The sequence below is a fragment of the Arthrobacter sp. R-11 genome (assembly GCF_049913155.1).
Taxonomy (GTDB): domain Bacteria; phylum Actinomycetota; class Actinomycetes; order Actinomycetales; family Micrococcaceae; genus Arthrobacter.
In genome coordinates this window covers 2,042,787-2,057,251 of record NZ_CP183979.1, presented here as the reverse complement: position 1 = coordinate 2,057,251, position 14,465 = coordinate 2,042,787, and the positions used below count along the sequence as shown (strand labels likewise).

Genomic DNA, 14,465 nt, shown 5'->3' with positions numbered 1-14,465 from the left:
TCCTCCGGCACCTTCACCAACTAAGGCCGAACAGCCCTCACGTTTGTGACTGCCGGCGCATCCCAGTCGATGTGATGGCGATAGACCCAGTCGAAGTTGTCGGCCGCCTTCCGGGCGAGTGAGCGGAAGACGGCCTTCAACACGAGGTCTTCGAAGACTCTCTTGAATTGGCCGCGGACCTTCGGGGCGGCGTTCCGGCGGCCCCATTCGACCACCAGTTCCGCCCGGTTCCGGCGTTCATTCTCGTAGCGGGACAAGGCGCCGGGGATATCGTCGGTGGAGATGCCCCGGAGCGATCGCCCGAGCACGACGGCGTCTTCGATGGCCATGGAAGCACCCTGCCCGGACGACGGCGATGCAGCGTGGGCAGCGTCTCCCACAAGGACCAGGCCGCCCCGATGCCAGCGGGGAATGCTCGGAAAGTCAGAAGTGGCGTACGGCCGGATAATGCCGTCAGTAGCCGCGATGATCTTAGCCATGGGAGTGCGGTCCCCTGCTACGAGCTGTATCAGCCAGGACTTGCGGGCGCCGTGGTCAAGCGTGGCCGGATCCTCCGATAACCGCTGCAGTGGATTGGCGAACCACCAGATCCTGCCTTCCGGATCCTGCATGTAGCAATAGAAGCAGCGCTTCCCGAAGACCATCTTCATGCGCCCTGGTTCGACGTCCAGGAGCTCCGCCGGGAGCAAACCGGCTTCGACGATCCCGCCGGTGTTGAGCAGCGGGATATTGCGGGGAGCCGGGGACGAGGGATCGATCAGCGGCCGCACGGCCGAGCGGAGGCCGTCGGCGCCCACCACCAAGTCTCCACGCGCGGAGGTGCCGTCCGCGAAAACGGCCGTGACGCCGTCGGGCGCTTCCTTCACCGCAGCGAGCCGCTTGCCGTACTCGATGCGGATCCCGCTGCGGCCGGCTGCCTCGCGGAACATGCCATACAGCTCGGAACGCGTCATGGTGCGCGCGGTGGTGCCGTCAGGGAGGGATCCGCCGTAGTCAAAGTCGATGAGGTGTTTCCCGGTGCTGCCCAGGTACATGGACATCCGTGGGGTGCTGAAGCCCAGATCGGCGGCTGCGCCTTTGAGCCCGAGCGTTTCCAGGGCATCGAAGCCGTTGACGGCCACCGTGAGGAAGCCACCGACGCCGTCCGAGGGCTCAGGGTAGGCCTCGAACACGGTGGCGTGATGGCCGGCTTTCTGCAACGAGATCGCGGTGGCGAGTCCGGCTATTCCGGATCCGATGACTAGACAGTTCAGCACGGTCGGCTCCCTTGAGATTTATTTCGTTCGGTTAAAAGAAATATATGGAGAACGCCGCGCGTCGTCAACCCTTTCGGCGAGACGAAATAATTTGCTAGCCTCGGAGGGTGGAGAAGCAAGCGAGAGTCAGCACGCAGCGCCAGGAACTGCTTGAGGCGGTCTTCGCCTCGGGACGGGAGCTTTCGACGGCGGCCGTCATGTTCCACACAAAGCTGTCCGAGCTGCGCGGACTGTCCGCAACGGAGGGTAAGGCGATCGACATCCTGCTGCGCTTTGGACCGATGACAGCGGGGGAATTCGGCGAACAATCCGGGCTGGCACCGGCCTCGGTCACGGGATTAATGCAGCGGCTCGAGAGCAAGGGCGTAGCACGCAGGGTGCGGCACGAAGGCGACAAACGGAAGGTCCTGATCGAGCTGGTTGGGGACCAAGTCAGCGCCGCAATGCCCCACTTTGTCGACTTCATGGGCGGCTTGGCGAGCCTCCTGGAGGGGTACAGCGACGAAGAACTGCGCGTCATCGCGGACTATTCGTCCAAGGCCGCGCGGATCCAGCAGGACGCGGCGGGGCGGCTGGGGGCTGCGACCGGCGGTAAGGCGAACGACGACGGCGACCGCGCGCCGTCGTCGGACTCCACCTGAGCCGCTCCCCCGCTTAGGCGCCGTGCCTGATTCACTGCGTCCGGGAACCTGCCTCCTGTCCGGGGCCCGGTTCTGCTTCCTCAGCTGCAGCCGCCGCGATCGATTCGGCCAGGCTCGTATCGTTGCGCGAGATCAAATAGTGCACTGCGACAGCCACGAGGGCTCCAATGAACCAGGAGAACGCCGAGAAGGCTCCAAACACAGGAACAAGAGCCAACACCACGGCAGGGACGGCCGAGACGACAAACGAGAGAACCGCCTTCCGGTTCCAGCCATGGGTATACGTGTAGTACCCCTGCTCCTTGAACAGGTCCGGTACCAGCACGTGCTGTTTGCGAAGCAGATAGTAGTCAACCATGATGATCCCGAACAGCGGCCCGAGCAGTGCTCCGAGGCCTCCAAGGAACAGGTTGATGACGACCGGGCTGTTGAACAGGTTCCAAGGTGTGATGACGAGGGCGATCAAGGCCGAGATCAGCCCGCCACGCTTGAAATCTATCCGGGAGGGCCAGACGTTGGCGAGGTCATATGAGGGGGAAACGAAGTTTGCCACGACGTTGATTCCAAGGGTTGCCACCGCGAACGTGACAGCACCAAGCAACAGGGCCCAGATGCTATCGATCCGCCCGACAATTTCAACGGGGTCGTAGATGTACTCGCCATACACTTTGAAAGTCCCGGCCGTTACGACAACGGAAACCACGGAAAAGGCGATGAAGTTGACCGGAAGCCCCCACAGGTTCGCCGTTCGCACTGCTTTGCGCGTGGGCGCAAAGCGGGAAAAGTCGCAGAAGTTGAGCAACAGAGTGGAGAAATAGGTCACCGTCAGCGCCGTGGCAGCGAAGAATGCATGCGTAGTACCCCATGCCGAATTGCCCCCGGGCAGGTCGAGGGAGATATTCCACCCCGCATTGATCAGAATGTAGACCACCAGCAACCCCATCACAGCCCACACAGCGGGTCCGGCCCAGTCCTGGAATCTCCGGATCGTTTCCATGCCGTTGCGAAGCAGAAGGAGCTGCAACGACCACATCAACAGGAACGCCAGCCAGCCGAGCAAGGATTCGCCGAGGAAGTTGTTCCCGGCCAAGCCCTTGAGCCCGGGCCAGAGCTCCAAGGCGATGATGATGACGGCACGGGAGGCCAGCCACGTCTGGATGCCGTACCAGGCAATCGCGACCAGTGCACGAATCAGGGCGGGCAGGTTGGCGCCGAACGTGCCAAACGAGATCCGGGCGAGCACAGGGTACGGGACCCCGGTCTTCTGGCCGGCGTAGCCCGAAAAGTTCATGAGGACAAAAACGATCACAATCCCTACAACCAAGGCGAGGAACACCTGCCAGGCACCCAGGCCCAGCGCGAAGAGCCCTGCGGCGAAGGTATAGCCGCCAAGCGAGTGAATATCCGACATCCACATCGCAAACAATGAATAGAAGCCCCATGAGCGGTGTTCGGCCGGCGCAAGATCTTCGTTGTAGAGGCGCCGGCTGGCTCCCGGCGGAATGACGTGAGACACGTGGTCCTCGCTTCCAGCATCTATGTGCGGAACGCCGGCTCGCAGTCCCCTGGACGGGCACCGACAGCGCATCCATTGCTGTCAATATACTCAGCCCGGCGATGCCGGAATAGATCAGCCGGGCGCTGGGTCAGGGTTGACACTGGGCGCTCAATTGTTGCAGACAAGGACCACTCCCCGAAGGCTTTATTTTCCTGCCCAAAAACTGCGGCAAGGCTATGGAAAACCACGGCTGCTCTTGATCCACGGATGGCATGGTTAAGCCAGCGGCAGCCCCAAGGAACCTGAGCCGCTGACGCAGCAGGCAATTAGCAAGACGCCGGGAGCAGGAGGAGCCATGAATCAGGTAGCACCCTTGGAAGGGGCATCCGCCATAGCGTCCGATCAGAGTGGCTGGCTGAAGTGAAGCGGATTGTAGCCTCCCGCCCCGTCTGCCGGCCCTCCTGCGAAGGCACTGACGTTCACGTGTCCAGCGGGATCAGCTGCCCGGCCACGGTGTGGTGTACCCCGTCGCCCGTTGCGAAAACATGGTCTCCCGGCGAGCGCATTCACGACGGCGGATTCGAAATCTGGCCTGACTGCCAAGACTGAAACCTTGCGTCCACTAGGCCTCCGGCGCCTGTTCAACGCAGGCCACCGCGAGGGGTTTGGTCGCCGATCTCTGCAGCGGATGACGCAGCCGCGCCTGGTACGGGCCATTCCGGAACGTGGCGCGTGGGTCCATCTGCACAACCAGGAGTGGTTCGGGGCGAGCGGCGTCCAGCCGTACGACCATGCCGTCACGCTGGCCGCCAACGTATAACGGCGTCGCTGGCTCCACAGCGGTCTGCTCAAGGCGGCCCCGGTGCTCCGGGCTCGCTGCCAGGAAGAGGATTCCATGGGCGAGGCCAATCACCCTGAGCGGGACCACCCAGTCGGTCAGATTGGCTTGCGGCGTTGACCGGGACGGCGTCTGGTGCTTCTGCACAGGCGACGGCTTGGCCACTTTCAAGAGCCGGGCGCATTCCTGGCACGGGGTACGCTCCCCCACCTCGGCCGACATTGCTACAAGCAGTCCCCTGGGAGCGGTGCGCCACTTCTCGGCCACGGTCTGGCACCAACTGCTGTGGTAGACCGTCCCGTACTTCACCACATACACCTGGTCTTCGCCTATGAGGGGCACCCCCTCCCGCCGGGCGGCCGGTTCGACCGGTTTGAGCTCACCGAAGTTCCTCGTATCTGAGGAGGCTGGGCGGCTGGGCTTGAGGTACTTGCGGATCAACGGATTGAGTGGCCGATTTGGTTTTGGAATGACGGGGCCTTTCCATCCGGCGGGAGCGAGCTTCGGTCGCTCCCCTGATTACCCCTTACCTAGTTTGCTGGCTTTTCCTGCGGGTTGCCAGTCGGGGACGGCCGGGACCGGTTCCTCGGACCTGGTGTTGGAGGGCGGGAACCAGCCCGCCATCTGTCCAGCCAGGGCGCGAATGGTCAGGTTTTTCCTGTTGCGTCGAAGGGATGACGTGCACTCATTGGCGGAGGTCGAGAGCGTCAAGCAATCGTTGGGTCGAGCCACCGAGGTTCCAATCGCTTGCGAGGCGTTCGAGTTCAGTACGCGCATTTCCGGCTATGGGGTGCAGCCGCGCTCCGGCGTCGTCGAGAGTGGGCAGCGCGAGGTCGCGCACGATGTTCACGACGGCGGGCGCAACCGTCAGGTAGTGAGCGGAAGCGGCGAGTTTCGACCTCACGGGCGCTGCCAAGCTGCTGCCTGGATCCGCCGCGGCAGCGAGCAACCCGTCCAGCGTGCCGTAAGCCAAGAGCAAGGACGCCGCCGTCTTTTCCCCGATCCCGGCAACGCCCGGCAGCCCGTCCGAGGCGTCCCCGCGCAACGCCGCGAAGTCGGCATACTGCTCCGGCAGCACGCCATACTTGCCAACGACAACGGCATCGGTCACGACCTCAAGGTTCCTCATGCCCCTCGCTGTGTAAAGGACCCGCACCCGGCGGGCGTCATCGACCACCTGGAACAGATCACGGTCCCCCGTCACGACGTCGACAGGAAGGTCGGCCTGACTGGCATAGCTGCCGATGACGTCGTCGGCTTCATGCCCGGCAGCCCCGACAATGGCGATGCCCGCCAGACGGAGCACCTGACGGATCATGGGAACCTGTGCCACAAGCGCCTCCGGCACCACCTCCACGTCCGGGGCGCCCGCCACCGCCTCGGCGACCCTGTGCGACTTGTACGAGGGGATGAGATCCACCCGCCACCCAGGACGCCAATCATCGTCCCAACACGCCACCAGATGCGTCGCGCCATACTCGGTGATGAGCCGCGCGACCATCTCCAACAAGCCGCGAACAGCGTTCACCGGCATACCGTCGGCACGGCGGATCGAATCAGGCACACCGAAGAAAGCACGAAAATACAAAGACGCGGTATCAAGAAGCATCAAACGGTCGGGCATAAGCGATCCTTACACCCAGGCAGTCTCGGACCCAAGGCCCTCCGACCCGAAAGAAGGGAGCTTTAGGGCCGCAATGCGTCTGCGCGGACTTGTGCGGAGGCGGCCGCGCTCTCATTTCCAAGTCTGGCGTAGATCCGGGCAAGGATGCTCCACGGCGTGTCTGATTTGGGCGCCAGCTGTGCGGCTTGGTGGAGGTCGGCAATGCTCGCGTCGATGTCCCCCAGCCCGAAGTTGGCGATTCCGCGTTGGACATATGGCCCTTCATCAAAGGGCGCCCGGCGGATGAGATCGTCCAGGCGTCTCTTGGCCGCGTGAAGGTCGCCCGAGTTCGCCTGGCCGATCGCCAACACCAGTCCAGCTTCGAATGACTTTGGGGTCCTTTCAAGGGATTTTGCCGCCCACCGGATGGCAAAGGAAGCCGCCGACGGATCGCCGTCGGCCGCCGGTCCCGCAAAGACCTGCGCCGCCAGCAGGGCCGTGTCTGTATCCCAGGGGCGCAGCTTGGAGGCGGATGCAAATGACTCGTTGGCGGCGTCCATTCTGCCTTCGGCAGCGAGCTGAGCACCGGTTTTCATAGGCCACTCAGCTGCCCCTGCAAGAATTCCTACGGCCAAGACCGGAACAAACAAGGCGATCGCCCCTGCGCGGAGGGCACCTCGTCCGGCCCCGGACAGTCTGGGACTGACCCGCGTCTGGCGCTCAGGGGAATGCGCGCTTGAGGCTCCAAGGATCCCGCCTGCGACGAAGGCCAACAGTCCTGTTGTTCCCGGCGAAGTGAAGTGGGTCAGCATTCCCGCACCACACGCCGCAAGCGCACACAGGGCAGAGTGCAAGGTCAGCCGCTGTCTTGGACTTTCAACTGACCGGATGCTCCTGACGCCAAGAACAACACCCATTGAACAGGCCAGGAGCGCAAGCAGGAGAAATGGAACACCACCTGCAGCCGCGGCTTGGAGCAACCACATATGCGGTGAATCAACGGGAAAGTCGTTACCTACCTCACGGGTCCACGTCTCGGTCAGGTATGCCGGAAAAGCGTCCACGAATCCACTCGGTCCGACACCAAACCAAAAATGGTCGCCTATCAGTTGCACCGTTTGCTCCCACAGGAGCCACCGCCCGGCGACAGTCTCACCGCTCAGCAAGCGTTCACGGATTCCGGGAACAATCACGGCCACAGCAGCAATGGCGGCGAGGGCAAGCAGGCCTTTCCCGACCACAGGCCAACTCATGCCGCCGGGTTTCCTCACCCGCCATATCAGCGCGAACATGAACAGCAACCCCAGGCCGAGCAGGGCCGCCCTGGAACCCGAAAGCAGCACAACGAGAACCGAGGCCGCCCAGCCCACCCGAAGTAGCCACTTGACGGCTGCGGAGTCCGATTCCGCGGGAGCCATCAGAAGGCCACACAAGAGCACGGCCATCAGCCCCTGGTCTGTGGCGTTGCCCAGGGTAGCTCCCGGTCTTGCATCAAGAGGGCCGCCCAGTGGACGAAGCCCCGCGGCCTCGAGCGCACTCACGCCGAACAGAACGGCGGACGCCACGGAGGAGCACGAGCGAAGCAGGATCCAGCGGGACACCGACTTGGGCCCCGCCAATACCCGCGCCCCCACTGCGAATAGTCCAAGGTAAAGCGCAAGGACGGGTAATCCTTCATAGCGGGGCCACCGTCCCATCAGACTTGCCCCGGGACCCTCGGACAAGACGGCAGCGAGCAGCAACCAGGCACCCATCCCGGCGAGTACCAACCAAAGCAACCACGGGATCGAGCCACCCCGGCTGGCAAGCAGCCCAAAGATGACCGCTAATGCCAGAACGATGACCTTGGCCCAGACAAAGCGGTACAGCCCTCCGGGCTGAAACACCAGAACCGAAAATGTTACAAGCGAAATACACGCATGGGGCGCAAACCTCGAAATTGCACCCCAGTTATTGCCCACAATCATCGGTTCTTTCACCATGCTGTAAAGCCGTATTCAGACATATTGCGTAGCAGAATCCCCATGCGACGAAGTCCCTTCGTTGTCAAGTCAACTGAATGCTACCCTGTCGCTTGTTTCGAGTTCTTCAAGGGCTTGGACAAATTCGATGACTTCATCGTCAATGGGGAGAAATGATGCCGCACCTTGTTCAAAAGCTATGCCCACGCTTTGTCCTGGCCCTAATCGCCAGCCTGCTACTCGTCCTGGCAGGAGGTTTACCAGCGACCGCAGCGGAAACCGCGACAATCAGCGGAAAAGTCACCGTTCCAGCCGGTGTCGATCCTAATCAGGTCTGGGTCGCCGCATTTACCGACACCGAGAGCTTGGCTTCGAGTACAGGGCTTGCACCCGATGGAAGCTATGAACTCTCGGGCTTGGCCCCGGGAAACTACAAACTGGAGTTCTACGGCTACGACGCGGGGGCCTTGGACCAGTGGTATCAAAATGCGGTGTCTTCCGACGCGGCCACCACGATCACGCTTGCAGCCGGTCAGGCGCTCACAGGCATCAATGCAGCCCTCGTCAAGAGTGCCACCATCAGCGGAAAGGTCAGCGTATCCGCGGGCGTTGACCTAAGTAGCGTTGTTGCCGGTGTCTACTCCCCCGAGGGGAGCTACGTTCGAAGTGTGCTGCTCTCTGCCGATGGGAGCTATAAGGTCCTTGGCCTGGTCGCGGGCAGCTACAAAATCGCTTTTGGCGGTTCGAACGCGCTGACCCAGTGGTACAACAACGCCACCTCCTTCGAAACCGCTACAGCGATCACACTGACCGCCGGCCAGGACCTCACCGGCGTCAACGCCGCTCTCGTCAAGGGCGCGACCATCAGCGGCAAGATCACCGCACCAGCAGGCGTCAACCTCAGCGAGGTGACCGTCAATGCGCGAACAGCAAGCAACAACCTATGGGCTGGAAGCGCGCCCGCAGAACCTGACGGCACCTACACGATCGCAGGCCTTCCCGCCGGCAGTTACAAACTCAACTTCAATGGCTACGGCTCAGGCGCCCTGGACCAGTGGTACAACAACGCCGCCTCCTTCGAAACTGCAACCCCCGTCACCTTGGCTGCCGGCCAGGACCTCGCCGGCGTCAACGCCGCCCTCCTCAAAGCAGCGACCATCAGCGGCAAAATCAGCGCACCGGTGGGCGTAAACCTCGATCAAGTAGCGGTCCTTGCATATCCAAGCAATAGCAACAGTTGGACCGGATACGGGGAAGTTGCCGCGGACGGCAGCTACAAGATCCCGGACCTCCCCTCCGGTAACTACAAGCTCGAATTCAGAGGATACGGATCCGGCGCGCTGGACCAGTGGTACAACAACAAAGCCACGTTCGACACTGCAACCCCCGTTGCTCTGGCTGTTGGCCAGGACCTCACCGGCATCAACGCCATCCTCATCAAGGGTGCAACCGTCTCCGGAAAAGTCACCGTGCCCCTGGGTGTGGACGCCAGCCAGGTTCAGATCCAAGCAGTAACGAGCGACAAACAGTGGGCCGACAACAGTGGGCTCGCTCCCGACGGAACCTACAGGCTCCAAGGCCTCCCGGCCGGCAGCTACAAACTACACTTCAGCGGTTGGAACACCGGTGCGCTGGACCAGTGGTACAACAACGCCACCTCCTTCGAAACCGCCAACCCCGTCGCGCTGACCACCGGCCAGGACCTCACCGGCATCAACGCCACCCTCATCAAAGGTGCAACCATCAGCGGCAAGATCACCGCGCCGGCCGGTGTTAACCTCGACGAGAGCATTGTCAGAATATTCAAGAGCGATTCCTCCAACGAAGCAGCGTTCACGGCCTCCGTGTCCGCCGACGGAAACTACCGGGCTGTTGGGATCCCGTCAGGTAGCTACAAAGTCTTGTTCGACGGAGCATCCAGCGGGGCCACCGACCAATGGTTCGGTGGAACATCCTTCGGCACAGCCTCCGTGCTGAGTCTGGCTACCGGCTCTGACCGTACCGGAATCAACTTCTCCCTCCAGGCGGGGGGCACGATTTCCGGAAAGATCGCCGGAGTCCGGGCTTACTACCCGGTCAGTGTCCTCGACTCCTCGGGAGCAGTGGTCCGCAACTCCTATTCGAGCAGCGATGGGAGCTACAGCATCAAGGGACTTACCTCCGGCACGTACAAGGTCGCATTCAACCGTTCAAGCGGGTTCTCGACAGAGGAAGCGCAGTATTACCAGAACAAGCCGGAATCGGCAGGGCCGGCACAGGCCTCCGGCGTCCAGGTCACGGTCGGCCAGACCACCCCGAACATCGGCGCAGCCCTCGGGACGGGAGCGAAGATCAGCGGAACGGTTCTGGACAAGCTTGGTAAGCCGCTGCCTGACGCCTTGGTTCAGGCATACACGCTAGACGGCTCACTCGTGACCCGCTCGACCAACACAGACGCTTCCGGTAAGTACACCGTCTCCGGTGCGACCACGGGCAAGTACATCGTCAAAGTCACGCCTTACGGGACCACGTTGGGGAACCTGTACTCAGGGAACGGGAACTCTGAAGCCGGCGCGAGCCTGGTTGCTACCAGCTCCGGCAGCACGACGACCCTGAATCTGTCTTATGCAGCTGGTGCCACGTTGACGGCTCCGGTGCCGACGATCACTGGTACCGCGAAGGTCGGACTCACCCTCACGGCGAACCCGGGCACCTGGGGGCCGGCCCCGGTCACCTTGGCCTACCAGTGGAAAGCCAACGGCACCGCCATTACCGGAGCCACCGCCTCCACCTACAAGGCCGCCCCAGCGGACCTGGGCAAAACCATCACCGTGACCGTCACCGGAACCAAAACCGGCTACGCCACCACGGCCAGGACCTCCGCCGCCACCGCAGCGGTCGTTGCCGGAACACTCACCACCGCCGTGCCGACCATCACCGGCACACCCGCGGTCGGCCAAACCCTTACCGCCAACCCCGGCACCTGGGGACCAGCCCCGGTCAACCTCTACTACCAGTGGAAAGCCAACGGCACCGCCATCAGCGGGGCCACGACCAACAGCTACAAACCCGTCAGCGCCGACATCGGCAAAACGCTCACCGTCACGGTCACCGGACGCAAGACCGGCTACACCGTCGCCGCCAAAACCTCCACCGCCACCACAGCAGTGAAGGCCACTGTCCCGGCGTTGACGGCTCCGGTGCCGACGATCACTGGTACCGCGAAGGTCGGACTCACCCTCACGGCGAACCCGGGCACCTGGGGGCCGGCCCCGGTCACCTTGACCTACCAGTGGAAAGCCAACGGCACCGCCATTACCGGAGCCACCGCCTCCACCTACAAGGCCGCCCCAGCGGACCTGGGCAAAACCATCACCGTGACCGTCACCGGAACCAAAACCGGCTACGCCACCACGGCCAGGACCTCCGCCGCCACCGCAGCGGTCGTTGCCGGAACACTCACCACCGCCGTGCCGACCATCACCGGCACACCCGCGGTCGGCCAAACCCTTACCGCCAACCCCGGCACCTGGGGACCAGCCCCGGTCAACCTCTACTACCAGTGGAAAGCCAACGGCACCGCCATCAGCGGGGCCACGACCAACAGCTACAAACCCGTCAGCGCCGACATCGGCAAAACGCTCACCGTCACGGTCACCGGACGCAAGACCGGCTACACCGTCGCCGCCAAAACCTCCACCGCCACCACAGCAGTGAAGTAGAGGCCGGCTAAGGGCAGTGCCTGTCAGAAGAGAAACTGACAGGCACTGCCCCTTGCCTCTAAGAGACGATCAGATCCACGCCCCACCAAGGCTCCGGGCGATCAAGAGTCTGTGGGTTCGCGGAGGCGGTCAACGCAAGGATGCCTGCGCTGCGCTCGACGCCGATGACCGGTTCCACAGTGTCCCCATGGCCGCGGCAGACAATCCCCTGCTGGGACGCATTGTCGATCAGCTCCATCCGCAGATCCACCGGCTCCTCTACCGCAGGTTCTCTACGCTCTACGGCGGAGAAAATACCATCGACCACCACGCCGAACGGGTCCGGATCCTGGCATCGGGTGATGCGGACGCCGCAGCCGAGCGATCTGCTGCACACTGGGTGCAACTCGTTCGGATGAGAAAGATCCGGTACCAAGCGGGACCGGATCTTTTGCGTTCTTCGGTTCTGCTACACCGGAACCGAGTGCATCGACGTCCCTTCCCGTCCGCTGGCGAGCCTCTCACTGTTCATTGCCCGCCCGAAGGCCTTTCAGGATGCTCATACGTTCTCTCCGTTGTTCTTCAGCGCGCTGTACACCTCGTCGGTGACGGGCTCGAGCCATTCATTACTGACGTCCTCGCCAGGGGTGATGAAGGCAATGTGGGAGAACCACGAGTCGGACTTCGCACCATGCCAATGCTTCGTGCCTGCCGGCACCCGGATCACCGTTCCTGGCTCCAAGCTGACGGGGCCTTCGCCCTCGGCCTGGTACCAGCCGCTGCCCGCAGTGCACATCAGGATCTGGTCGCCTCCACCGTCTGTGCCGTGGTGGATGTGCCAGTTGTTGCGGCAGCCCGGCTCGAAAGAGACGTTGCTGACCGGCACACTTCCCGAGGCGAGCGGGGCCAGGTAGCTCTGGCCGGTGAAGTACTTGACGTAGGCGTCGTTCTTCTCTCCGCGCGGGAAGATCTGGTCGAATTCGTTGCCCGTCATTGTGCTTTCCTTCTTTTGCGACTAGCGGTTGACATAGGTCATGTGCTCGGCGTTGTAGCGGTCTCCGCGTACGCCGAAGCGCTGGGCAAGGCTGTCGAGATCGGCGCGCTCGTCTGCGGAGAGTGTGAGCTGAGCGGCAGCCGCGTTCTCCCGGATGCGCTCGGCGCGTCGGGTGCCGGGGATCGGCACGATCCACGGCTGCTGCGCGAGCAACCAGGCCAGCGCGATCTGGCCCGGCGTCGCGCCCTTCGCCTCGGCGAGGGCCTTCACGTGGTCGACGAGCCTCTGGTTCGCGGCGAGGTTCTCCGCCTCGAACCGCGGGACACGGTTGCGGATGTCGCCGTCGGTAAAAGTCGTCCCCGAGTTGACCGTGCCGGTGAGGAATCCCTTGCCGAGCGGACTGAACGGCACGAATCCGATGCCGAGCTCCGCCAGGACCGGCAGCACCTCCGCCTCGGGATCCCGTGTCCAAAGCGAATACTCGCTCTGGACCGCGGCGACCGGCTGCACGGCGTGAGCGCGGCGGATCGTGGTGGCGGAAGCCTCGGAGAGGCCGAAATGCTTCACCTTGCCCTCGGCGATGAGTTCGCCGACAGCGCCGGCGACATCCTCAATATGAACCTCGGGGTCGACGCGGTGCTGATAGAACAAGTCGATCACGTCCGTTCGCAAGCGGCGCAGGGACTCATCTGCGACGCGGCGGATCTGCTCGGGCCGGCTGTCAAGGCCGACCATCCTGCCGTCCCGGATGTCCCAGCCGAACTTGGTGGCGATCACGACCTGATCGCGGATCGGCTCGAGTGCCTCACCGACGAGCTCCTCGTTGACATACGGCCCGTAGACCTCGGCCGTGTCGAAAAGCGTCACGCCCTCGGCGACGGCCGAGCGCAGCACGGCGATCATCTCATCGCGGTCGCCGGGGTTGGGTCCGTAGCTCTGGGACATACCCATTGCGCCGAGCCCGATCGCGGAGACCTCGAGGCCCTGGCCAAGTGTTCTGGTGTGCATGATCAGTCCTTCGTAGTGGTGGTGTCGTCGAGCACGGGGCGCGGCAGCGCCGTCGCGGTGGCGGCGAGGCTCGCCAGCAGCTGCAGCCGTTGCTCGCTCGGCGAGCCGGGTTCGGCTGTGTAGATGAGGAACGAAAGCCCCGGCTCGGCAGTCAGCTCCAAACCCTCGTACGTGAGGGTGAGGTCGCCGACCTCGTGGTGGTGAAAACCTTTCGTGCCCGAGCCGTGGCGGCGGACGTTGTGCGCACCCCACCGTGTGCGGAACGCATCGCTGCAGGTGGAGAGTTCGCCGACAAGGTCATGCAACTGCTTATCACGAGGATCATGGCCAGCCTCCGTGCGCAGGATCGCCACGGTGACGTCGGCGGCCGCCTCCCAGTCCGGGTAGAACGTCTTGGCGCGCTCGTCCAGGAAGCAGTACCGGGCGAGGTTTCCCTGCCCGGGCCCGTCGAAGACCTCATCATAGAAGGCGCGACCTAGGGCGTTGGTCGCCAAGATGTCCATCTGTCCGTTGCGTACGAACGCCGGGCCGTTCACGATGACCTCCAGCGCACGGGTCAGACTATCCCTCGCCACCCACGTCTTCGGCTTGCGCCGCCGCACGGGCTGCGCACCCCCGTTTGCCGCCCGCGCGAGATCAAAAAGGTGCTCGCGCTCGGCATCGTCCATTTGTAGGGCGCGGGCGACGGACTCCAGCACAGAGTCGGAGACCCCGACGAGGTTGCCTCGCTCGATCTTGGCGTAGTACTCCGGGCTCACGTCCGCGAGCATCGCGACCTCGCCCCGCCTCAAGCCCGTCACGCGACGGTGCCCCGAGACGGCTAGCCCAGCCTGCTCGGGGCTGATGTTCGCCCGACGGGACATGAGGAATTCCCGTGCTTCGTCCCTGGTATTCATGCAGACAACGCTATTTCGGCCACTGTCTCGGAGGGAGTCCCCACTGGTACACCCTTCGCTGGAGACTCCCTTCGTCGCCACCGTGGCGAT

Annotated in this window: 10 protein-coding genes and 1 pseudogene; 3 read left to right on the top strand and 8 right to left on the bottom strand. The window is 63.3% G+C overall.

The window, feature by feature from the left end; all coding sequences use genetic code 11:
• Positions 1-20: 20 nt before the first annotated feature.
• Positions 21-1,256, bottom strand: a complete 1,236-nt coding sequence (locus tag ACN9M4_RS09275; protein WP_426303226.1) for an FAD-dependent oxidoreductase — start codon at positions 1,254-1,256, stop codon at positions 21-23.
• Between the two features lie 107 nt (positions 1,257-1,363).
• Here ACN9M4_RS09275 and ACN9M4_RS09270 point away from each other — a divergent pair, with 107 nt between their 5' ends.
• Positions 1,364-1,897: a MarR family transcriptional regulator gene (locus ACN9M4_RS09270; protein WP_426303225.1), complete on the top strand. Its 534-nt coding sequence runs from the start codon at positions 1,364-1,366 to the stop codon at positions 1,895-1,897.
• A gap of 31 nt (positions 1,898-1,928) precedes the next feature.
• On the opposite strand, the gene ACN9M4_RS09265 is transcribed toward ACN9M4_RS09270, so the two are convergent.
• The 4 genes from ACN9M4_RS09265 to ACN9M4_RS09250 form a co-directional block, all read right to left on the bottom strand.
• On the bottom strand, positions 1,929-3,413 hold the full coding sequence (locus tag ACN9M4_RS09265) for an NCS1 family nucleobase:cation symporter-1 (protein WP_426303224.1): 1,485 nt from the start codon (positions 3,411-3,413) through the stop codon (positions 1,929-1,931).
• Between the two features lie 604 nt (positions 3,414-4,017).
• On the bottom strand, positions 4,018-4,575 hold the full coding sequence (locus ACN9M4_RS09260; protein ID WP_426303223.1) for a hypothetical protein: 558 nt from the start codon (positions 4,573-4,575) through the stop codon (positions 4,018-4,020).
• 343 nt (positions 4,576-4,918) lie between these two features.
• Positions 4,919-5,857 carry a 5'-3' exonuclease gene (locus tag ACN9M4_RS09255; RefSeq protein WP_426303222.1) on the bottom strand — a complete coding sequence of 313 codons (939 nt, stop codon included), beginning with the start codon at positions 5,855-5,857 and terminating at the stop codon, positions 4,919-4,921.
• Between the two features lie 62 nt (positions 5,858-5,919).
• Positions 5,920-7,818, bottom strand: a complete 1,899-nt coding sequence (locus tag ACN9M4_RS09250; protein WP_426303221.1) for an O-antigen ligase family protein — start codon at positions 7,816-7,818, stop codon at positions 5,920-5,922.
• A gap of 395 nt (positions 7,819-8,213) precedes the next feature.
• Between ACN9M4_RS09250 and ACN9M4_RS09245 the strand changes: the two genes are divergently transcribed.
• Both ACN9M4_RS09245 and ACN9M4_RS09240 read left to right on the top strand, forming a co-directional pair.
• Complete coding sequence (locus ACN9M4_RS09245) at positions 8,214-11,498, top strand: beta strand repeat-containing protein (protein WP_426303220.1); 3,285 nt, start codon at positions 8,214-8,216, stop codon at positions 11,496-11,498.
• 187 nt (positions 11,499-11,685) lie between these two features.
• Positions 11,686-11,817, top strand: a pseudogene (locus tag ACN9M4_RS09240) (hypothetical protein); the annotation flags it as partial.
• Between the two features lie 219 nt (positions 11,818-12,036).
• Here the strand turns inward: ACN9M4_RS09240 and ACN9M4_RS09235 are convergent.
• From ACN9M4_RS09235 to ACN9M4_RS09225, 3 genes are read right to left on the bottom strand one after another with little or no spacing between them, the layout of a single operon-like run.
• The gene (locus tag ACN9M4_RS09235; RefSeq protein ID WP_426303219.1) at positions 12,037-12,471 is read right to left on the bottom strand and encodes a cupin domain-containing protein; all 435 of its coding nucleotides are present in this window, start codon (positions 12,469-12,471) and stop codon (positions 12,037-12,039) included.
• A gap of 21 nt (positions 12,472-12,492) precedes the next feature.
• On the bottom strand, positions 12,493-13,479 hold the full coding sequence (locus ACN9M4_RS09230) for an aldo/keto reductase (RefSeq protein ID WP_426303218.1): 987 nt from the start codon (positions 13,477-13,479) through the stop codon (positions 12,493-12,495).
• Positions 13,480-13,481: 2 nt separating this feature from the next.
• Complete coding sequence (locus ACN9M4_RS09225; RefSeq protein WP_426303217.1) at positions 13,482-14,375, bottom strand: helix-turn-helix transcriptional regulator; 894 nt, start codon at positions 14,373-14,375, stop codon at positions 13,482-13,484.
• Positions 14,376-14,465: the final 90 nt, after the last annotated feature.